The sequence below is a fragment of the Pseudomonas sp. FDAARGOS_380 genome, assembly GCF_002591235.1.
In the GTDB taxonomy this organism is placed as follows: domain Bacteria; phylum Pseudomonadota; class Gammaproteobacteria; order Pseudomonadales; family Pseudomonadaceae; genus Aquipseudomonas; species Aquipseudomonas salmasensis.
This window is the reverse complement of sequence record NZ_CP023969.1, coordinates 3,586,530-3,607,266: the sequence shown is the minus strand read 5'-3', so window position 1 is coordinate 3,607,266 and position 20,737 is coordinate 3,586,530. Positions and strand designations below refer to the sequence as shown.

Annotated in this window: 22 protein-coding genes; 8 read left to right on the top strand and 14 right to left on the bottom strand. The window is 61.3% G+C overall.

The genetic code is table 11. From position 1 onward, the window contains the following. Positions 1–42 precede the first annotated feature (42 nt). The 5 genes from araH to CRN80_RS16860 form a co-directional block, all read right to left on the bottom strand. The gene (araH, locus tag CRN80_RS16880; protein ID WP_032895695.1) at positions 43–1,008 is read right to left on the bottom strand and encodes an L-arabinose ABC transporter permease AraH; all 966 of its coding nucleotides are present in this window, start codon (positions 1,006–1,008) and stop codon (positions 43–45) included. A 22-nt stretch (positions 1,009–1,030) separates the two neighbouring features. After that, entirely contained in the window at positions 1,031–2,530 is a 1,500-nt protein-coding gene (araG, locus tag CRN80_RS16875; protein WP_098950633.1) for an L-arabinose ABC transporter ATP-binding protein AraG, read from the bottom strand. Beyond that, a complete protein-coding gene (locus CRN80_RS16870) occupies positions 2,527–3,507 on the bottom strand; it encodes a substrate-binding domain-containing protein (protein ID WP_032895693.1) in 981 nt (326 codons plus the stop codon). Before CRN80_RS16870 ends, araG begins: the two co-directional genes overlap by 4 nt. A gap of 32 nt (positions 3,508–3,539) precedes the next feature. After that, entirely contained in the window at positions 3,540–4,361 is an 822-nt protein-coding gene (locus CRN80_RS16865) for an SDR family oxidoreductase (protein WP_098950632.1), read from the bottom strand. Positions 4,362–4,598: 237 nt separating this feature from the next. Then, the gene (locus CRN80_RS16860; RefSeq protein WP_003193496.1) at positions 4,599–5,078 is read right to left on the bottom strand and encodes a GNAT family N-acetyltransferase; all 480 of its coding nucleotides are present in this window, start codon (positions 5,076–5,078) and stop codon (positions 4,599–4,601) included. Positions 5,079–5,266: 188 nt separating this feature from the next. Between CRN80_RS16860 and CRN80_RS16855 the strand changes: the two genes are divergently transcribed. The 4 genes from CRN80_RS16855 to CRN80_RS16840 all read left to right on the top strand — a co-directional run bounded on the left by CRN80_RS16855 (position 5,267) and on the right by CRN80_RS16840 (position 7,634). After that, positions 5,267–6,463 (top strand): MFS transporter, encoded by a 1,197-nt coding sequence (locus CRN80_RS16855; protein ID WP_098950631.1) that lies wholly within the window; start codon positions 5,267–5,269, stop codon positions 6,461–6,463. Between the two features lie 85 nt (positions 6,464–6,548). Then, positions 6,549–6,887, top strand: coding sequence for a hypothetical protein (locus CRN80_RS16850; RefSeq protein WP_003193500.1), 339 nt, complete (start codon positions 6,549–6,551; stop codon positions 6,885–6,887). A gap of 51 nt (positions 6,888–6,938) precedes the next feature. Further along, a complete protein-coding gene (locus CRN80_RS16845; RefSeq protein WP_032895690.1) occupies positions 6,939–7,205 on the top strand; it encodes a hypothetical protein in 267 nt (88 codons plus the stop codon). Positions 7,206–7,253: 48 nt separating this feature from the next. Beyond that, positions 7,254–7,634, top strand: coding sequence for a Rho termination factor N-terminal domain-containing protein (locus CRN80_RS16840; RefSeq protein ID WP_098950630.1), 381 nt, complete (start codon positions 7,254–7,256; stop codon positions 7,632–7,634). Between the two features lie 118 nt (positions 7,635–7,752). Here the strand turns inward: CRN80_RS16840 and CRN80_RS16835 are convergent, their stop codons facing one another. From CRN80_RS16835 to CRN80_RS31245, 8 genes are all read right to left on the bottom strand, one after another. Continuing rightward, complete coding sequence (locus tag CRN80_RS16835; protein ID WP_098950629.1) at positions 7,753–8,664, bottom strand: PfkB family carbohydrate kinase; 912 nt, start codon at positions 8,662–8,664, stop codon at positions 7,753–7,755. Continuing rightward, positions 8,657–10,123, bottom strand: coding sequence for a cytosine permease (locus tag CRN80_RS16830; protein WP_098950628.1), 1,467 nt, complete (start codon positions 10,121–10,123; stop codon positions 8,657–8,659). Before CRN80_RS16830 ends, CRN80_RS16835 begins: the two co-directional genes overlap by 8 nt. A gap of 188 nt (positions 10,124–10,311) precedes the next feature. Beyond that, positions 10,312–11,313, bottom strand: coding sequence for an ADP-ribosylglycohydrolase family protein (locus CRN80_RS16825; protein WP_098950627.1), 1,002 nt, complete (start codon positions 11,311–11,313; stop codon positions 10,312–10,314). Further along, positions 11,310–12,023, bottom strand: coding sequence for a GntR family transcriptional regulator (locus tag CRN80_RS16820; RefSeq protein WP_098950626.1), 714 nt, complete (start codon positions 12,021–12,023; stop codon positions 11,310–11,312). Before CRN80_RS16820 ends, CRN80_RS16825 begins: the two co-directional genes overlap by 4 nt. Positions 12,024–12,093: 70 nt before the next feature. Further along, positions 12,094–12,654, bottom strand: coding sequence for a DUF1285 domain-containing protein (locus CRN80_RS16815; RefSeq protein WP_003193512.1), 561 nt, complete (start codon positions 12,652–12,654; stop codon positions 12,094–12,096). A 15-nt stretch (positions 12,655–12,669) separates the two neighbouring features. Beyond that, a complete protein-coding gene (locus tag CRN80_RS16810; protein ID WP_003193513.1) occupies positions 12,670–13,275 on the bottom strand; it encodes a DUF4823 domain-containing protein in 606 nt (201 codons plus the stop codon). Between the two features lie 242 nt (positions 13,276–13,517). Further along, on the bottom strand, positions 13,518–13,634 hold the full coding sequence (ccoM, locus tag CRN80_RS31985) for a cytochrome c oxidase subunit CcoM (RefSeq protein WP_019817835.1): 117 nt from the start codon (positions 13,632–13,634) through the stop codon (positions 13,518–13,520). 143 nt (positions 13,635–13,777) lie between these two features. Continuing rightward, complete coding sequence (locus CRN80_RS31245) at positions 13,778–13,939, bottom strand: hypothetical protein (protein WP_003193515.1); 162 nt, start codon at positions 13,937–13,939, stop codon at positions 13,778–13,780. Between the two features lie 133 nt (positions 13,940–14,072). On the opposite strand from CRN80_RS31245, the gene CRN80_RS16800 reads away from it, so the two are divergent. The 3 genes from CRN80_RS16800 to CRN80_RS16790 all read left to right on the top strand — a co-directional run bounded on the left by CRN80_RS16800 (position 14,073) and on the right by CRN80_RS16790 (position 16,685). Beyond that, a complete protein-coding gene (locus tag CRN80_RS16800) occupies positions 14,073–14,945 on the top strand; it encodes a LysR substrate-binding domain-containing protein (RefSeq protein WP_098950625.1) in 873 nt (290 codons plus the stop codon). Positions 14,946–15,036: 91 nt separating this feature from the next. After that, entirely contained in the window at positions 15,037–15,507 is a 471-nt protein-coding gene (locus tag CRN80_RS16795) for a RidA family protein (protein ID WP_098950624.1), read from the top strand. Continuing rightward, on the top strand, positions 15,504–16,685 hold the full coding sequence (locus CRN80_RS16790; protein WP_098950623.1) for an aminotransferase class V-fold PLP-dependent enzyme: 1,182 nt from the start codon (positions 15,504–15,506) through the stop codon (positions 16,683–16,685). Before CRN80_RS16795 ends, CRN80_RS16790 begins: the two co-directional genes overlap by 4 nt. Here CRN80_RS16790 and CRN80_RS16785 read toward each other — a convergent pair. Further along, positions 16,682–17,023 carry a hypothetical protein gene (locus tag CRN80_RS16785; protein ID WP_032895681.1) on the bottom strand — a complete coding sequence of 114 codons (342 nt, stop codon included), beginning with the start codon at positions 17,021–17,023 and terminating at the stop codon, positions 16,682–16,684. The two genes, CRN80_RS16790 and CRN80_RS16785, sit on opposite strands and share 4 nt — an antisense overlap. 219 nt (positions 17,024–17,242) lie before the next feature. Between CRN80_RS16785 and rapA the strand changes: the two genes are divergently transcribed. Further along, the gene (gene rapA, locus CRN80_RS16780; RefSeq protein ID WP_098950622.1) at positions 17,243–20,089 is read left to right on the top strand and encodes an RNA polymerase-associated protein RapA; all 2,847 of its coding nucleotides are present in this window, start codon (positions 17,243–17,245) and stop codon (positions 20,087–20,089) included. Positions 20,090–20,737 lie beyond the last annotated feature (648 nt).

Here is a 20,737-nt window from a genome sequence, read left to right as displayed (position 1 = left end):
GCCCGCTCCCACATTGGTTTCTGGGTGTTCTTGAGGGGGTGTTCAACGTTGCTTCATGCGATCGATGATGACGGCCAGCAAGAGGATCGAGCCACGAATCACATATTGGTAAAAGGTATCGATGTTCTTCAGGTTCATCGCGTTCTCGATGATCGCCAGAATCAACACCCCAGCGATCACGTGGCGGATCATGCCGATGCCGCCGCTTAACGACACCCCGCCCAGCACGCACGCCGAAATCACCGTCAGCTCGAACCCCTGGCCAATCATCGGCTGGCCCGAGGTCATGCGTGAGGCGAGGATCACCCCGGCCAATGCGCCGATCAAACCGTGCACGGCAAAGATGATGATCTTGGTGCGATCAACATTCACCCCCGCGAGCAACGCGGCTTCCTGGTTGCCACCAATGGCCATGGTGTTGCGCCCGTAGGTGGTGTAATTGAGCAGCCAGCCAAAGAACACAAAGCACAACACGGTGATGATAATCGGCACCGGCACGCCCAGCAGTTGGCCGTTGCCGAATACGAAGAACCCTTCATTCATCACCCCCACCGCCTTGCCATTGGAGAAGATGTAGGCCAGGCCGCGCACGATCTGCATGGTCGCCAGGGTGGCAATCAACGCGTTGATGCGCAGCTTGGCGATCACGATGCCGTTGATCAGCCCGACCACCAGGCCCATGGCCAAGGCCGCCGACACGCCGAGTAGTACGCTGTCGGTGTCGCGCATCACAATGCCCGCCACCACCCCGGCACAGGCGATCACCGAACCCACCGACAAGTCGAAGTGCCCCGACGCCAGGCAGAACAGCATGGTGCACGCCGCAATACCCACGGTGGAAATCGCCAGGCCCAGACCGCGCATGTTCAGCGGCGACAGGAAGTTGTCGATGAACACCGCGCTGAGCACAAAGATGCCCAGCGCCGCCAACAGCATCACCCAGTCATCGAGAAATTTGCGCTGGTTGAAACCCGGCCAGAAACCCTTTGCAGTTTTTACCTCAGACATAGCCAAACCCTCTTATTCTTGTTCAAGCCCGCGACTGTGGCAGCGCCCGTTGCAGCAGACGCGCTTCATCCGCTTGGGCGCGGGGTAACTCACCGGTCAAGGCGCCTTCACTCATCACCAGGATGCGGTCAGAGATGCCCATCACCTCCATCAGGTCGCTGGACACCACAATCACCGCAATGCCACTGGCCGCCAGGTTATGGATGATCTGGTAGATCTCCGACTTGGCGCCGATGTCGATACCGCGAGTGGGTTCGTCGAGCAGCAGCACCTTCATGGGCATCGACAGCCAGCGGCCAAGGATGGCTTTCTGTTGGTTGCCGCCGGACAGGTACATGATCTTCTGCGCCGCGTTCGGCGTTTTGACCCGCATCGCCTGGATCTGTCGGTCGGCGTTACCTTTCTCCCAACTTTCGCGCAACAGCCAGCCAAAGGTGGAATGGGCGCCACGGGCGCTGATGTTGATGTTTTCCGCGACGCTGCCCAGCGGGATGATGCCCTCTTTCTTGCGATCCTCCGGACACAGCAATACCCCGGCGGCGATGGCGTCGCGGGGTGAGCGCAACTGCAACGGCTCACCACAGAGTTCCAGGCTGCCGGCACTGGCGCGCTCTAAACCACTGAGCAGGCGAAACAGCTCGGTACGCCCCGCGCCTACCAGCCCGAACAGGCCCAGGATCTCGCCCTTGCGCACCTGGAAACTGATCGGTTCACGCAGGCCCGGGCCGAGCAAGCCGTCCACCTTGAGCGCCACCTCGCCTTGCTCACGCGCTCGGTAATCGTAGATATCCTGGATATCGCGACCGACCATGCAGGTCACCAGTTGATCGTGGGTCAGCGTGCTCATGTCCTCGAACGTGCGCACATAGCGACCGTCCTTGAACACCGTCACCGCGTCGCAAATGCGGAACACCTCTTCCATGCGATGGGACACATAGAGCACCACTTTGCCCTCGTCGCGCAGGCGCTCGATGATCGCCATCAAGCGGTCGATTTCCCGCGCCGATAAACTGCTGGTGGGTTCATCAAAGGCAATCACGTTGGCGCCACGAGACAGCGCCTTGGCGATTTCCACCAGCTGACGCTGGCCCAGGGACAGGCGCCCGAGTTTCTCGTCGGGGTCGATTTCATCGGCCAGGCCCTTGAGGCAGGCCAGGGCCTGCTTGCGCAGCAGGCCCCGGTTGACCACGCCAAAGCGCGTGGGCAAATGCCCGAGGAACAGGTTCTCGGCCACGCTCATTTCCGGCACCAGGTGCAGCTCTTGGTGAATCACCGCCACGCCGCTGGCGATGCTGTCGGCGGCGCATTTGAAGGCCATGGTTTGCGCGCCGATCTGCACCGTACCGCTGGACGGAATGTAGGCGCCGCCGAGGATTTTCAGCAGGGTCGACTTGCCGGCGCCGTTCTCGCCCATCAGCGCGTGCACCGAGTGCGGCCGCGCTTCAAAGCTGATCTGCGCCAGGGCTTTCACACCGGGAAACTCCTTGCCGATGCCATTGAAACGCAGAGCCGCGCCGCTCATTTCCACAGGCCGATCTTGGTCAGTTCTTCCTGGAAATTGGCGCGGGTGATCAAGGTCACTTCGTCCATGGCGGTGTATTTGGCCGGCTCCTTGCCGGTGGTGACCCACTCGTACATCGCCAGCGCGGTGTTATAGCCCTCGATATGCGGGCTGGGCAGCATGGAGCCGAAGAAGCCACTGTCGGCTTTCTTCAATTCGCCGATGGCGTCAGTGCCATTGATGCCGATGCCGATCACGTTGGCGGCCTTGAAGCCGGCGCTCTCAGTGGCGCGCACGCCGCCGAGCACGGTGTTGTCGTTCATGCCGCCGATGATCAGGTTCTTCGCCCCGCTCGGCAGCTTGACCAAGGCCGAGTTGGTGGCGTCCATACTGCCGGGCACGTCGAGGGTTTTCAGTGCAGCGGTGAGGATGTGATCCTTGGGAATACCGGCCTCCTCCAGGGATTTGATCGAGCCGTCAGTGCGCTTCTTGCCGGTGTCGAGTTCGTTGAAGGTGTTGATCACCGCGTAGGTGTCCTTCCAGTCCCAACCGCGTTTTTTCGCTTCGGCGGCCATGGCGGCGCCCTGCTTCTGGCCCACTTCAAATGCGGCCATGCCCAGGTACGGCACGTCTTCCATGAAGTTGCCCTTGGCATCGACAAAGCGATCATCCACGGCCATCACTTTCAAATCGTTGACCTTGGCCTTGGCAACGATGGCCGGGCCCAGGGACACGTCTGGCGGGCAGATCACAAAGCCTTTCGCGCCGTTGGCAGCCAGGCTGTCGATGGCCGACAAGGTCTTTTCGCCATCGGGCACGGCGATCTTGATCACGGTGAAACCATGCTCCTTGCCGGCTTTCTCCGCGAATGCCCACTCCGTTTGAAACCAGGGTTCCTCGGCCTGTTTGACCAGGAAACCAATCTTCACTTCTTCAGCCGATACCCAGCCGCTGAACGCCATCGCCAGTGCCACGGCACCGAGTGTTTGCTTGAACATGGACCACCTCCTTCTTGTTATTGAAAAACGCTTTAGTCGTGGTACATCACAGACCGCCCGCCATCGATCGTCAGGCAAGTGGCATTGATAAAAGGCGCCTCATCGGTCGCCAGGAACAGAGCCGTCATGGCCACTTCGATGGGCTGGCCAATGCGTTTGGGCGGGTGCAGGTCGAACGCGCGCTGGCGTTCGGCGTGGGGGTCTGGGAAACCGTTCCAGTAATCGACGTTGAGCTGGGTTTCGATATAGCCGGGGGCAATGGCATTCACGCGGATGCCCTTGGGCGCGTACTCGATGCCCAAGGCACGGGTGAGGCCGAGCAGGCCGTGCTTGGCGACAGGGTAAGGAAAGCAGCCGGGAATGATGTGGCTGGAATGGGTGGACGCGATATTGATGATGTTGCCGATGCCCTGCTCGATCATGTGCGGCAACACCGACCGGCAGCCGTACCAAGCGCCGTCGAGGTCGATGGCGAAACAGCGACGCCAGTCCTCGTCGCTCATTTGCAGCGGGTCACGGAACACATTGACCCCGGCACAGTTGACCAGCACATCCACGCGGCCAAAGCGCTCGATGGCCAGGTTGACCAGTGCCTGCCATTGATCCTTGGAGGTGATATCGACGGGTTGGGCGTAAATCTGCGCCCCACGTTCGCGCCAATGAGCGGCGACTTTCTCGACTTTGTCGCCTTGGATATCGGCAATGATCAACCGCGCCTGCTGGGCCTGGAAACAGGCAACGATGGCTTCGCCAATGCCTTGGGCGGCGCCGGTGATGATCACCACCTTGTTCTTCAGCCGCTCGCCGTAAGTCGGCTCGGGCACGGCGGGTAGGGACAACGGTTGTGCCTGCATCGCTTCACCTTTTTATTTTTAGTAGTGAGTGCTGATGCTGGCGACTATAAACCCATCGCCTGAAATATCTCAATATATAAATTATCATCCCATATAATGGACAAAGCTTAAAAAAATGTGGGAGCGGGCTTGCTCGCGAATGCGGTGTGTCAGTTAAAGCATGTGCTGACTGATACACCGCATTCGCGAGCAAGCCCGCTCCCACATTCGATCTTTGGTGCCTATAGAAATGAGGCTTCAGCCCAGCGCGAAGTCTCGCAGGGCATCGCCTTCCATGCGATAACGCACCCACTCTTCCTGAGGCTGGGCGCCGATGGATTTGTAGAAGGCAATCGCGGGCTCGTTCCAGTCCAGCACGCTCCATTCAAAGCGCCCGCAACCGTTGTCGCAGGCGATCTTGGCCAGGTGACGCAACAACTTCTTGCCGGCGCCACCGCCACGTTGTTCCGGGTTGATGTACAGGTCTTCCAGGTACAGGCAGTTGCTGCCCAGCCAGGTCGAGTAGCTGAAAAAGAACACCGCAAAGCCAATCGGCAAGCCGTCGCGCAAGCAGATCAGGCCATGGGCCGTGGCGCCTTCGCTGAACAGGCTGCGTTCGATATCCACCACGCTGGCGATCACTTCATGCCGGGCTTTCTCGTACTCGGCCAGTTCAGTGATAAAGGTCAGGATCTGCGCAGCATCGCTGGGCACGGCGGGGCGAATCTCGATGGTCATGGGCAAGCCTTGAGCAAATTCAAAGGCCACATACTAAGACGGTTTGATTGCCGTTTGCAGTGCAATTGATGCCGACGAGCGCGTTTCACTCCGGCGCGGGGTGATGCAAGCATCGGCAACCACAGAACAAAGCCTGCGCACGCCCATGGTAAACAATGGGCATAAATCCAACGATCAGAGACCTGCTCATGCACGCCACGCCACCTGTGGGCACCAAGACATTCGCGCTGTTCTGCCTCGCCAGCTTCCTGTTGTCGCTGTCTTACGGCTCGACCTTTTTGTTGTCACTGCTGATCCATGCCCGTGGCGGTAATGAACACGACGCGGGCAGTGTCATTGCCACGGCGATGCTCAGCACCTTTGTAGCGGTCGTGTTTTCCGGGCACTTGGCTGATGCGCTGGGCGCAGCGCGAGCAATTGCGAGCACCGGCCTATTGTTGGTGGTGGCCTGCCTGGGGTTTGCCCTGACGCCGGGGTTTGGCCAAGGCTTGATGCTGTTTGGATTGTCCCTTGGTTTGGGCTGGGGCGTGTTCTATACCCTGGGCCCAATCATCGTGACGCTGCTAGTGGAACCGCGCCAGCGGGCCAAATATTTCGCCTTGCTCTCGGGCAGTATGTTGAGCGGCATAGGTTCCGGCCCTTTGCTGGGACGCGCCGCCACTGCGCTGGACCTGCCCCTGACCACCGCGTTCTATATCGCCGGGCTCGCCAGCCTCGCCGGGGTGGTGATGTTCTGGCGCATGGGCTCCCGGTTGAGACAGCACGCTAATGTACCGACCTCCAGGATTTCCTGGCGTGCAAGCCGTCGCGTACTGTCTTCCAAGGCGGCGTTCGCCATCCTGATGGTCGGCCTGGGTGGCTGCGTATTCGGGGGGCTGTCTTCGTTCCAGACCAGTTATGCCGTGGCTCATAAGCTCGACTATTCACTGTTCTTCGCGGGCTTCCTGACAGCAGCAATCACCAGCCGCTTGCTGATCGCAGGCTTCGTGGTCAAGCGCGATGCGTACCAGGCTGCCTGTGTGTTATCGGGGGTGATGTTCGGCGCGATCGCGCTGTTCGCGTTTGGTGTGAGCGGTAACCTCAGTTATGTGCTCGCCGCCGCCACGCTAGGGATCGGGTATGGCCTGACGTATTCAGTGATCAACGGCCTGGTGGCCAACGAAGCGCCCAGCGGCACCACTTCCCAGGCGTTGTTGTTGTTCAGCCTGGCGTACTTTATCGGCGTCTTCGGGTTTCCCTGGCTCGCAGGCAAGATCATCGTCGACTTCGGCCTTGCGACAATGATGCTGAGCGTACTGGTGATCGCGGCCCTCAACTGGGCGATCACAGTGGCACGCTTGATAGCGCGCCGAGTATCGGCACACAAAGTGATACAGGTGAGCTGATACCGTTCGTCGCCCTCCCGGCACGATCAACAATCGCGGGCAGACCAATACAGGGTAAGGACATTAATCATATGGAGACACCCTGATGAAAAATTCCAAATTTGCTGCCCTCGCCCTCACTGGCCTGTTGTCTGCCGCGTCCCTGAGCGCCTTCGCGGCCAGCTCGACCACCGGCCCCACCGATCCAACGCCGGACGCCACCACCGAGTCGCAAAAATCCATGGGCACCGGCATGGACACCAACGGTGGCGCGATCATCGACAACAGCGCCGACCCACGCACCAAAGGCAACGACACCCAGCGCCAGGCACCGGCGGCCGTGGGCAACGGCAAGATGGGCCCTGGCACGAGCAACAATGAGCCGAAGATCAACAAGGGCGACGACTCGAACATCCCCGGCGCGCAGAAACAACCCGCGCCTTGATGCCCCCTTGCTACGACCAACACCCGACCATTTCCCCGTGAAGAGGTACGCATGAACGTCGATAGAAACCTTGAAAAAGAAGTCCTCACCCGCCTGCTGCACGCTCACCCGCAAGGCTTGGGCAAGGAGGTGCTGGACAATTACCGCGGTGAAAAAGAGGTCGCCAGTGTCTTGGCGTTCCTGCAGGACCGCGGGCTGATCAAGGATGGGCATGTGACCACCGACGACGCCGGCGAATACGCGTTGAACCTGCCGATCAAACTCACCGCCTCTGGTGTGGATGAGGCGCGCAAGCTCGACGCCCAAAGTACTCAGTAATCCATTTCTGGCCTGGCCCCGCGACTGGGGCCAGAAGGAGTTTTAGCGATGCCTCGTGGAAGCAAAGCCAAATACACCGACGAACAGAAACGCAAGGCCGCTCATATCGAAGACAGTTATGAGCACAAAGGGTTGCCCAAGGATGAAGCCGAAGCCCGCGCCTGGGCCACCGTGAACAAACAGTCTGGCGGCGGTGAGAGAACCGGCGGCTCAGGCAGGCGCAAAGCACCGGCCAAGAAGGCCCAGGACCGGCAGGAATCAGCCAAGCGTGCCGCTGCCAGCCGTGAAGGCCACCCGCGCAGCAGTCGCGTTTCATTGGGTACGCAGACCAAGGAAAGCTTGATGAAAGAAGCGCGAGAAAAGAATATTTCAGGACGCTCAACCATGCGCAAAGATGAGTTGATCCAAGCCCTGAAAAAAGCAGGTTAAACGCAGAACCCCTTGTGGGAGCGGGCTTGCTCGCGAATGCGGTGTGTCAGTTAAAGCATGTGTTGACTGACACACCGCCTTCGCGAGCAAGCCCGCTCCCACATTTTTTGGGCCTCGTTTATTGAGTCACTAATGCATCGACCTCAGCAGTGCCAGGCGAAGTAGCCGGTCCCCAGCGGGTTACCGCCAATGCCGCCGCTGCGTTCGCTCGACGCGCTGCCTCAACCGGTTTCAAGCCCTTCGCCAACCCGGCAATAAATACGCCAGCATGTGCATCCCCCGCGCCATTGCTGTCCACGGCGTGAACCTTGAAGCCTGGTACATGCTCGGTCTGCGCCCCACGCCCTACCCAGCAGCCATTTGGTCCATCGCGCACCACCAGCAGTGCCTGCATGTGCTGATTGAGCATGGGCAGCGCCTGACTCATATCCGCCGCCCCGGTAAACGCCAGGGCTTCAGGGCCATTGCTGGTCCAGATGTCGATACGCGGTAACAACGCGCGCATCAACGCCGAGTCCGGCGCCTTGACCAGCGGGCCTGGGTCGAACACCACCACGATCTCTCGCGGCAGCGCCAGCAACCAGTCAAGCAACGGCTGCGCCTTACCTTCAAGCAGCAAGCTGTAGCCACTGACGTATACGTAGTCATCGACACGCGGGACGATCTGAGCCAAATCGTCGGCGCTCAGTTCACCCTCGGCGCCAAGATGGGAGATGAAGGTGCGTTCGGTGCTCGCTTCAGTCAGCGACACGCACAAGCCGGTATCTTTGCCAGCGCTGGCCGCCAAGGCCATTTCAATACCCTCGGCCTGCATCGCGGCACGCGCCAGCTCGCCAAAGCGCCCCTCGCCATGGCGGCCCAGGTAAACCACCGGCAACCCATTGCGCCGCGCCGCAGCCATTACATTGAAACCGCCACCGACTTGGAAACTGGCGGAGTTGGCCAGCACGTCACCGCCGCTTGCCGGCAGGGTGTCGAGGCCCATGACCAGGTCAACAATGACCTGGCCGGTATGCAGCAATCTAGACATTGGCGCTCTCTGCTAAAGCAGGACGACGGTCAGCCGCACCGCCCAGTACCGCATATATGCCGCCCGCTACCAGGAAGGTCACGATCCAGCCCAGGCCGTTATGGCCCAGCCAGGAATCGGACAGCGGCCCGGCAAACCAGATGTTTTCGGCGGTGGTGCCGATGGTGGTGAAGCTGAACCCCAGCACGATGGCCACGGCCCAGGCGCCAAATGCACGCCACTCCACACCGCCGCGATACCAGTAGGCACTGCTGGGGCTGACGTCCAGCAGGTCGGTGGGGCTGTAGTAATGCCGGTGAATCAAGTCGACCACGAAGATCCCGACCCACGCCGTGATCGGCACCGCCAGCAGCGAAATGAAGGTAATGAACGGGCCATAGAAGCTGTCGGCGATCAGCATGAAGTAGATGGAGCCGGCAAAGATCGCCACGATATCGACAATCACGGCATGCACGCGCTTGACCTTCAAGCCCAGGGTCAAGGTGGTGAGGCCGGCCGAATACACCGACAGGTTGTTCGACAGCAACAGCCCGCCGAACGCGGTGATCAGGTACGGCACGGCCATCCAGGTCGGTAGCATGTCGCGGATCGCGATGATGGGGTCGGTGGCCGACGCCAGGTCATTGTTACCCACCGACAACAGCCCGCCAAGGGTGATCAACAGCACCAGCGGGATGCCTGCGCCAAACGCAGCGGAGGCGACCAGGCGCACGGCCTTGACGCTGCGGTGCTGGTAACGCGACATGTCTGCACCGGCGTTGGCCCAACCGATACCGGTACCGGCAGCCATGGTGCCCACGCCAATGATCATCGCGCTCAACGGCGCCGGAGTGGCGTTGAACACCGCGCTCCAGTCGATGGTGGCGCACAGAAAGCCGCCCACCAGAATGTTCAAGCCGCCGAAGACGTAGGTCGCCCACTTCTGGATCACCAGCAACGTGGCGTGGCCCAGGCCCGATACGGCCAGGGTCAGCAGCACGAAGATGGCAATGAAGATCAGGGTGAGCACCGGCGCGCTTTTCGCCTCCACGGCCGAGCCGAACAGGATGGAGCTTAACGACAACAACACGAAGGCTGCGGTGGTGGTGTTGACGGTTTCCCAACCCAGGCGCGACATCAGCGACACCAAGGTCGGGCCGATATTGCCGCGCACCCCGAAGATGGCGCGAGACAAGGTCAGGCTGGGCGCGCGACCACGGCGGCCGGCGATGGAGATGATGCCCACCACGGCAAAGGAGCCCGCGGCGCCGAGGATCGCGACGATGATCGCCTGCCAGATGGCCAGGCCACGAAACGCCACCAGCGTCGCACCAAGGGGCAAGCCGAGGATGCTGATATTGGCGGCGAACCATACCCAGAACAGTTGCAGCGGATGGCCGTTGCACTCGCCTTCCGGGACCGGCTCGATGCCGCGTGTTTCCAATTGCCCAGCGCTTTGGCCGGAAGAAGGGCTGCTCATGAAAGGGTGCTCCTGGTGCCTGTATTGTTGTGGTTGTGGCAGCGAGTCGAATCTTTATCCGGTCTTCCTGACCCAACGCTTTTTAATGTGGGAGCTGGCTTGCCTGCGATTGCGGTGGGTCAACCAGCCCCGCAGCCACTGGAAAACCGCTATCGCAGGCAAGCCAGCTCCCACAGTTAGTCCCGTATTTATCGCAAGGCCAATAACCCCTGGACCAGCGGCTGCAAGTCCAGGCCATTGACCCGTTTGATCTGTTCAACCATCACCTCAGGCCAGCACTGCATGCCAAGGCACGCCCCCAGCATAGCGCCGAGGATCGCGGCAATGGTGTCGGTGTCGCCGCCCAGACTGGCTGCCAGGCACAGGGCTTCGAAGGCGTTCATGTCGCCCGATGCCACTTGCTGCGCCAGGGCAAACGACACCACTACCGATTCCTGGGAAGCCACCGAAGTACCAATCAACTCGTAAAGCAGGTCGGCAAACAACGCTTTATCGCCGCTGCCGACGCTTAGAGTGCGAGCCCAACTGATGCGGGTAGAAATGCGCCCGCCCGCGATCCAGTGACCATGGCTTTCGGCCTGTCGGGCAATCTGAGTGCCGATATTCAGGGCTTCCCCCAGGTCCACGCCATTGATGCCAGCCGAGACCACTGCCGCCACGGCCGCAGCGCTGGAAATGCCCAGGCTGGTGTTATGGGTGACCTGGCACGCCTGGATCACTGCCTGGATAAACCGCATCGGGTCACTGACATCGGCGGCGATGCCCACCGGGGTGATGCGCATGGCCGCGCCATTGGTGGTGCCGTAGCGCCCGGATTCTTCCGGGGTATGGCCGGCGAGGATCATGTCGATCGCGCGTTTGGTGGACGGCCCGAGCAAGTCCTGGGAGCCCTTGGCGCGCATCTCCGCTTCCCAATCGATCAAGCGTTGGGCAAGCACGGTGGGCTCGATCTGGCCCTGGCCTTGCACCAGTAACTCGGCGACCAGGATGGCTTGCTCGGTGTCATCGGTGATGGAACCGGCAGGCATGTTCGGTGCAATAGGCTGGTCGTCGTCGGCGTCTTCCAGAGCGGTGATGGCACCGAAGCGCTTTTGTACCTGCTCGCGGCTCAAGGATTGGGTGGGCATGCCCAAAGCATCGCCCAGGGCCAGGCCATAGAAGGCGCCAAGGGCGCGATTTTCGCGGGTCATTTCGACGCTCCAAACTGCAGATGCAGGCGAAAGTGCAGCGGGTCGAGCAGGCTTTCGACATGCTCCATGAAACGCTCGCGACGATCATAGGTGGTGCGCGACGCCTTGAGAAATACCGTGCCGCTAGGGCGCCCGAGTAACTCGGCGTCTTCATCACTCAGGGGTTCGGCACCGATCCACTGATCGCCGTCGGCCCCGACGTAGCCGTAGGCGGCCAGGGTGATGGTCAGGGAGTTGTCGATCAGGCCAATGCGCGGCAGGCTTTCCAGGTCGCCAACGGCCGGCATCAGCGAGCGTTCCAGGGACACCGCTGTGCCGTCTGCGGTGCGCCGGAGGCGGTCGAGGGTAATGAACTGGTCGGTGCCGAAACGGCTGAACAAATCCGGGCGCGTGACGGCCTCGAAACGCAGGATGTCGGTGCTTACCTGGGCGCCCGTATCGGCCAAGGCCTGGGCCCAACCGCTGCGTTGGTCCAACACCATGCCGTCAAAGGTGACAATCGAGCCGACCCCACTCTGGGTGGCGATGTAGTTGCGACGCTTGAGCTCGGCCAGCGCCTCGCGCAGCGTACCGCGGCTGACCGCAAACTCCTCGGCCAGTTGATGCTCGCCCGGCAACAGGAAGCCGTCGGCCATGACCCCACCCTCGATACGGCGGATGAGCTCGTCGACGACGCGTTTTTTCTTATCAAATCGAACATGTCTAATCATGTACAAATTGATAACCGAAAGCGGGCGTTTACCGCAAGAGGATTATTTCAGGCTGAAGACAAAAACCGCCTCAGGGCTCCAGGCCGATGGGGAAAAACTCCCCGCTGCTCCATACGCCAAGCCAGTTCTGACCGTTGATCGGACGGCTCACGGCCAGCTCCACCAACTGGTAAAAAGCGTTGCGATGCACGAGGGCTTCAAGATTGGTGCGAACGCGCACGTAGGGTGCGGGTTCCTGGGTGACGGGGTCGATCACCACCCGCAGCGGGTGTTCGAGGCCTGCCTCGACCTGTTCATCGACGTTGGTGGTAAAGCGCAAAACCTGGCTTTCGCCCTGCCCTTGCACGTCCAGGGTCACGGCGACAAAGGGCGCATCATCGACCTGGATGCCGACCTTCTCCACGGGTGTCACCAGGAAATAATCATCGCCATCGCGGCGGATGATGTTGGAGAACAGCTTGACCATCGGCTTTCGCCCGATGGGCGTGCCCTGATAAAACCAGGTGCCATCGCGGGCGATGCGCATGTCGATATTGCCGCAGAAAGCCGGGTTCCACAGATGCACCGGTGCCGGCCCCTTGCCCTTGGGCAGTTGGGCCAATAAATCATTGGCCTTGGCGGAATCGGTCATGACGGGCTCCTCTGTTTACTGATTGCTCATACCCAGCAAACCTCGGGCATATTGCGCCAGGGGGCGGGCAATCAAATCTTGTGGCGATGTGTCGTGGAACGTCAGTAAACCGCCACGACTGCGAATACGTGCAGTATCGATCAAATACTGGGTGCTGGTCTCGATCAACATGACTTGGATTACGCCGCTGTCCAGGCCAAGGCGGTCCAGAGCTTGTTGGTCGGTCCACTCGTCGGCGTTGCCGATACGGTCATCGGCTGCCGCAAAGCGGCAATACAGCAGGTAGTGGGCACCGGCGTCGCGGGCTTCGGCCATGGCCTGTTCCAGCCCTTCCGGCTGACGGGCGCGACGCACCATGGGGAAATATTCGACGAAGCCATTGAATGCTTCCTCGGCCACCACATTGGGCCGCGGGTAAGCGCTGCCCGGCGGCACGAAGGCGCCTTGGGCGATAAACACAAAGGAGTCCGGCTGTATGCGCACCGAGGCAGTACGCCGCGTATCGCTGTGGTCGAGCAGCCCGGCATCGCTCATCTGATAGCGGGTGCCTTCGGCCATATCGCTGACGGTCATGCAACCGCCCAGGGCCAATGACGCCAGCAGCAAAACCAGACTACGCATCCTAATCCTCCAGAAGCCGGTGACAGGAAACCGGCGAATGGGGCGTGGGATGCAGGTTCTACGCCAGTTCGAGCAGCGCATGACAAATGTGGGGCTTGCCTGCGATGCGCATAGGTATCTTCACAACGTCGCTACGACGCTGGACCTGTGGCGAGGGCTCTTCATCCTTCAATTGACAGCCAAAAAAAAGGGCGACCGAAGTCGCCCAAAATGCCTTGCGTGCTCATGTAACCCGGAAAAACTTAAGGTTTTTTACGCTTGTTCGCGTCTTTCCAGATAAAAAATCCAAACCCTACAAAAAACAGCACCATGAGGCTAACAGTCAGCACTCCGGCAAAAACCACATTATCGAAAAACATGACCGGCCTCCTGCACTTGCCCTGTTGCGATAGGGCTAAGTTAATGGAGAAGGCGCGGTGGGAAATTGACCAGGATCAATGTCGCCCACAACGGGGCGTAAAGAAGGGGAATAACTGACCTGCATCAACGGATGCAGGGCGTTTCAACGCTTTTTCGGCTTGTTCTTGGGCTTTTTCTTGGGTTTGCCCAGGGGCATGGCTTGTTCGAAGGCTTGGCGCACTTCATTCAGGCGTTTGTCATTGAGGTCGTGCACGCGCTTGGCGCGTTCGGCGTTCAGGTCGATCAGCTTGTCGTCATCACTCATGGCTTGGCTTACGTCGTGGCGGTAATGCCTCAATAATGCGGCCTGCCTCGCCCGACGGCAATTAAGCGGGCGACAAAATGCAGGCCATCGACCAGAATCGGCGCTTTCTACCCTGCCCAGGAGGCGCATCCAGGTGGCCTTGCACAACGACCTTCCGCCACTGCTGGCCCTGCGCGCCTTCGAAGCCGTGGCGCGGCACTTGAGTTTTATCAAGGCGGCCAACGAGTTGTCGGTGACCCAAAGTGCGCTGAGCCACCAGGTGCATAAGCTCGAACACCACTTGGGCAAGCCGCTGTTTATCCGGCGAACCCGTGCGATTGACCTGACGTTGGCCGGGCAAGCGTACTACGAGCAGATCCGCCCTGCCCTGGACGCTATCGCCGCTGCAACGCGCAACCAACGGGGTGCGCCCAGCGCCAATGTGTTGCGTATCGGCTTGCTGGCGTCCTTTGCCACGCTGTGGCTGGCGCCGCGCCTGGCCGAGTTTCTACAGCGCTACCCGCATATCCAGGTGGAGTTGCTGCCCGCGATTCAATTGGCCAATGTCGCCACAGCCGAGGTTGACCTGGCTATCCGCTACGGCAAGGGCGACTGGCCGGACGTGCACGCCACGCGCCTGATGGCCGAAACCCTGTCACCGGTGTGCAGCCCCGCGTTCAAAGCCCGGCAGGTCGCCAGTGGCCCGCTGTTGATGGCAACTTCGCACCGCCCTTTCGAGTGGACCGATTGGTCGGCCCATTACCAAGTCAACCTCGAGCCCCACCCCCGCGTGATGCTGCATGACTACAACATCGTGGTCGAAGCGACCGTGGCCGGCCAGGGGATCGCCATGGGCCGCCACCGCCTGATCGAACGCAGGCTCCAGGACGGCAGCCTGGTGGAGGCTTTTGACTGGCCGCCCTATCACAGCGACATCGGCTATTGGCTGATCGCCCCCCAGGGCCCGCTCAATGAGGCGGCGGAATGCTTCAGCCAGTGGTTGAAGCAGGCGTGTGCCGACGCGTGAGTTTTTTCGATACGTCGAGTGAGATCTATCCGTTTGTCGCCCCTCGCCACCGCCAACATGCTGGAACCTTCTGACACCAGAGGGTTTCACCATGACCGACTCCATCCGCCAGCGCGTACACGCCCTCGGCCTGACACTGCCCACGCCCAGCCAACCCGCGGCCAACTACATCAATCATGTGAGCAGCCAGCATCAACTGTTCATCTCCGGGCAAATTCCCCTGCTCGATGGCAAACCCGCCTACCTTGGCCGCCTGGGTGACTCCCTCAGCGACGAAGACGGCGCCCAAGCGGCAGAACTGGCGGCGCTGGGCCTGCTGGGGCAACTAAGCGATGCGCTGGGCGATGACCTGTCGCGGGTGGTGCGTATCCTGCGTCTGGGTGTGTTCATTGCCAGCAGCGCCGATTTCCAGCGCCAAAGCCTGGTCGCCAATGGCGCCTCGAACCTGCTGGTCAACGCCCTCGACGACAAGGGCCGGCACGTGCGCACCGCCGTAGGGGTCAGCAGTTTGCCGGCTGGCGTCGCCGTGGAGGTGGATGCCATTTTCGAGCTGCAGCCATGAGCCCGCTGCAAGTGCAGCACTTGCGAGAGGCCACGCCCGGTTGCCAGTCGGGCATCGTGCACTTCAACCACGCCGGGGCGTCCTTGCCCAGCCAGGCGACGCTCGACGCCATCATCGAACAGTTGCAACGCGAAGCGCACGACGGCCCGATGGAGGCCGGAGAACAAGGTGCCGTCTTAGTGGAAAAGGCCCGCCGCGCCGCCGGGCAACTGCTCAATGCGCCCGCCTCAGCGATTGCCTTCGCCAGCAGTGGCTCCACGGCCTGGAGCATGGCCTTCCAGGCGCTGGGGCCGTGGCAGCCGGGCGATCGAATTCTGGTGGGGCGCCACGAATGGGGCGGCAACCTGGCGAGCATGGAACTGGCCGTTCAAGCCGGGGCGCGGGTGGAGGTCATCCCGTGCGATGCCAGCGGCGCCGCCTGCCCGGTGGCACTGGAGGCGATGCTCGATGCCAGGGTGAAGCTGATCGACCTCACCTGGCTGCCGGCCAACGGTGGTTTGATCAACCCAGCCCAGGCCATCGGCGATGTGGCCAGGCGGCATGCCATTCCCTACTTCATCGACGCGGGCCAAGCCGTCGGCCAACTGCCGGTGGATGTGCAAGCGTTGCAGTGCGATGTGCTCAAGTCCGCCGGCCGCAAACACCTGCGCGGGCCTCGCGGTACCGCACTGCTGTACATCCGACCGGAGTTTCTCCCGCACCTGAACCCGGCCCAACGCGACGTGTTTTCAGCGCCCTGGACCGCCGAAGGCTTCGACCTGCGTAACGACGCGCGACGCTTTGAAACCAGCGAAGTGTCCCTCGCCCTGCTGGCCGGCCTGGGCAATGCGTTGCACGAGATCAATCAACTGGGGATTGAGCGGGTATGGCAAAGAGTCTTGCAGACCAGCGCGCGAATCCGCGAAGCACTGCGTCAGATACCGGGGATCAGCTTGCACGACTTGGGCAACACGCATTCAGGCTTGATCGCGTTCAACCTGGCCGGCTGGGATAGTTTTGAACTCAAGCAACGCCTGGGGTTAAAGCGCATCAACATCGGCGCCAATGGCGTGGCCTACACCCCGCTGGACATGCAAGCGCGTGGGTTGAGCAGCGTTGCGCGCATCTCCGTCAGCCCGCTTAACACCGATGACGAGATTGAGTGGCTGGTGAAGGCCTTGCGCGAACTGAAGGGTTAAACCTCGATATCCACCCACAGGCCCTGGCGCGGCGCGTCTTCGATCAGCGGCGCCACGGGCACGGTGTTATCAGCGTTGAGCAAGTCGCCGGGAATCGGCAAATGCTGCTGCTCGTCGTCGTCAGCTTCGCGCCGCCGCTTCTGTTGCTCCTGCTGGCGCCGCTGCTCTTCGCGCAACAGAAAGGTCGATTGCTCGGCATCGCCTTTTTTCAGGTCGATCGTGCTCTCGTTGGAGCCCGCTTGAACGGGCACCACCGGCGGAATATCCGGCTTCTGGCGTGCCGGGTCGAGTTGCGACGTGACCGGCACAACACTGACGGGCAGCATGGGTGGCAGCATGATAATTATTCTCCTGATCAACAGGCTGTCGGCGGGTGGCAGGGTGACTTGAGCACCCGCGTGCCAAGCTGTGACTCAGTCGACACTCTCAAGTGCCCGCCATCCGTCGATTCAATTTCCGCCGGCCCGTACAAACAGCGTAGTTTTTGTCAGAGTTCTTGGGCGCCGGGCCGTGTTCCGTTAACATAGTCGGCTTTTTCACGGCGGGAGTCAGGCAGCATGGCGCAGCAGTATCAACCGGGGCAACGCTGGATTAGTGACAGCGAAGCAGAGCTGGGGTTAGGCACCGTTCTGGCACAGGACGGCCGCTTGTTGACCGTGCTCTATCCGGCCACTGGCGACACACGCCAGTATGCGCTACGGAATGCGCCCCTCACTCGCGTGAGGTTTTCGCCGGGTGACACCATCACCCATTTCGAAGGCTGGAAAATGACCGTACAGGAAGTCGACGACGTCGATGGCCTGCTGGTCTACCACGGCCTCAATGGGCAGAACGAGCGGGTCACCCTGCCCGAAACCCAACTGTCCAACTTCATCCAGTTCCGCCTGGCCAGTGACCGTCTGTTCGCCGGGCAGATTGACCCGCTGGCGTGGTTCTCGCTGCGCTACCACACCCTGGAGCACACCAGCCGCCAGTTGCAGTCCTCGCTGTGGGGCCTGGGTGGCGTACGCGCCCAACCGATTGCCCACCAACTGCACATCGCCCGCGAAGTCGCGGACCGTATCGCGCCACGGGTGTTGCTGGCGGACGAAGTGGGCTTGGGCAAGACCATCGAAGCGGGCCTGGTGATCCATCGCCAACTGCTCTCGGGCCGTGCCAGCCGCGTACTGATCCTGGTCCCGGAAAACCTGCAGCACCAATGGCTGGTGGAAATGCGCCGCCGCTTCAACCTGCAGGTTGCGCTGTTCGATGAAGAGCGCTTTATCGAAAGCGATGCCACCAACCCGTTCGAAGACACCCAGCTTGCACTCGTTGCCCTGGAATGGCTGGTGGACGACGAGAAGGCCCAGGATGCGCTGTTCGCCGCCGGTTGGGACTTGCTGGTGGTCGACGAAGCCCACCACCTGGTGTGGCACGAAGACAAGGCCAGCGCCGAATACTCGCTGGTCGAACAACTGGCCGAGGTGATTCCCGGCGTGCTGTTGCTGACCGCTACCCCAGAGCAACTGGGCCAGGACAGCCACTTTGCGCGCCTGCGCCTGCTGGACCCGAACCGCTTCCACGACCTGCAAGCCTTCCGCGCCGAGAGCGAAAACTATCGCCCGGTGGCCGAAGCTGTGCAGGAGCTGCTGGACAAGGGCCGCCTGTCGCCGACCGCACACAAGACCATTCAAGGCTTCCTCGGCGACGAAGGTGAAGCCCTGCTCACCGCCGTCAACGATGGCGACACCGAAGCCAGTGCCCGCCTGGTCCGTGAGCTGCTGGACCGCCACGGCACCGGCCGCGTGCTGTTCCGTAACACCCGTGCCGCGGTGCAAGGCTTCCCCGAGCGCAAACTGCACGCCTACCCGCTGCCGAACCCGGACGAATACCTCGAACTGCCCCTGGGCGAACACGCCGAGCTGTACCCGGAAGTCAGCTTCCAGGCGCAACCGGACATCGAGGAAGAGAACCGCTGGTGGCGCTTCGACCCACGGGTCGAGTGGCTGATCGACCAGTTGAAAATGCTCAAGCGCACCAAGGTCCTGGTGATCTGCGCCCACGCCGAAACCGCCATGGACCTGGAAGACGCCCTGCGCGTGCGCTCCGGCATTCCGGCCACGGTGTTCCACGAAGGCATGAACATTCTGGAGCGTGACCGCGCGGCGGCTTATTTTGCCGATGAAGAGTTCGGTGCCCAGGTGCTGATCTGCTCGGAAATCGGCAGTGAAGGCCGCAACTTCCAGTTTTCCCATCACCTGGTGCTGTTCGACCTGCCGTCCCACCCCGACCTGCTGGAACAGCGTATCGGGCGTCTGGACCGGATCGGCCAGAAACACGTGATCGAACTGCACGTGCCCTACCTGGAAACCAGCCCGCAAGAGCGCCTGTTCCAGTGGTACCACGAAGCGCTCAATGCCTTCCTCAACACCTGCCCAACCGGCAACGCCTTGCAGCATCAGTTCGGCCCACGCCTGCTGCCGTTGCTGGAAGCCGCCGACGACGGCGAGTGGCAAGCGCTGATCGACGAAGCGCGTGCCGAGCGTGAGCGCCTGGAGCAGGAGCTGCACACCGGTCGCGACCGTTTGCTGGAACTTAATTCCGGCGGCGCCGGCGAAGGCGATGCGCTGGTCGAGGACATCCTCGAACAAGACGACCAGTTCGCCCTCCCGATCTATATGGAAACCCTGTTCGACGCGTTCGGCATCGACAGCGAAGACCATTCGGAAAACGCGCTGATCCTCAAGCCCAGCGAAAAAATGCTCGACGCCAGCTTCCCCCTGGGCGACGACGAAGGTGTAACCATCACCTACGACCGTAACCAGGCGCTGTCGCGCGAAGACATGCAGTTCATCACCTGGGAGCACCCGATGGTGCAAGGCGGCATGGACCTGGTGCTGTCCGGCTCCATGGGCAACACCGCCGTGGCGCTGATCAAGAACAAGGCGCTCAAGCCAGGCACCGTATTGCTTGAGCTGCTGTATGTCAGCGAAGTAGTCGCCCCGCGCTCCCTGCAACTGGGCCGCTACCTGCCACCGGCCGCCTTGCGCTGCCTGCTGGATGCCAACGGCAATGACCTGTCGGGCCGCGTGTCGTTCGTGACCTTGAATGACCAGCTGGAAAGCGTGCCACGGGCCAGCGCGAACAAATTCGTACAGGCCCAGCGCGACCAACTCACACCGCGCATCAACGCCGGTGAAGAGAAGATCGCTCCACGTCACGCCGAACGCGTTGCCGAAGCCAAGCGTCGCCTGGCGGCAGACACCGACGAAGAACTGGCACGCCTGACCGCGTTGCAAGCGGTCAACCCGACCGTGCGCGACAGCGAGCTGGTAGCCCTGCGCAACCAACGCGAGCAAGGCCTGGCCATGCTCGATAAAGCCGCGTTGCGACTGGAAGCGATTCGAGTGTTGGTGGCAGGTTGATAATCCGCTGAACATAAAAGGCCCGCGCAATGCGGGCTTTTTTATTGGCCTTGCAGGCGTCATCGCGGCATAGGTATCTGAAGCGATCCACGGTAACCACGATGCGAAGCGAGCCGCTCTTGCTCTTGCTCTGCTTGTGATCTTGATCTCAGGCGCCCCGTTAAACCACGCTGGCCGAACGCAGGCTTGAATTCGTGGGTAACCCGGCAGGACGCCGGGTTAGCCGCCCCGCGCCATGGATGGCGCGTGGCGGCGGCCCACGGATTCAAGCCTGTGTTCGGGCACACCGAGCCTAAGCGAGGTGCCGAGTGGTGGGGCAAGAGCGTTTTGCTTACTTTTGCGCTTTTCAAAAGTGAGCCGCCGTCAGGGCGGAACCCCAAGTGGCCGTTACCTAAATAACGGATATATACCCGGTCCAACTGTGTTGACTGTTAGGCCGCCTTCGCGAGCAAGCCCGCTCCCACAGGTTGATCGGGGGGTGCCAGGTAGATGGGTGCCAACTATCCGGCCGTCATCGCAGGCAAGCCAGCTCCCACATTTTCAGATCGCGGCGCGTCAGTTAGAACAGCGTCGGCTGTCAGGCCGTCACGGGCAAGCCCGGCGCCCACAACTGACCACACAAGGTTCAGTCAACTCGGTCAAAGGTGG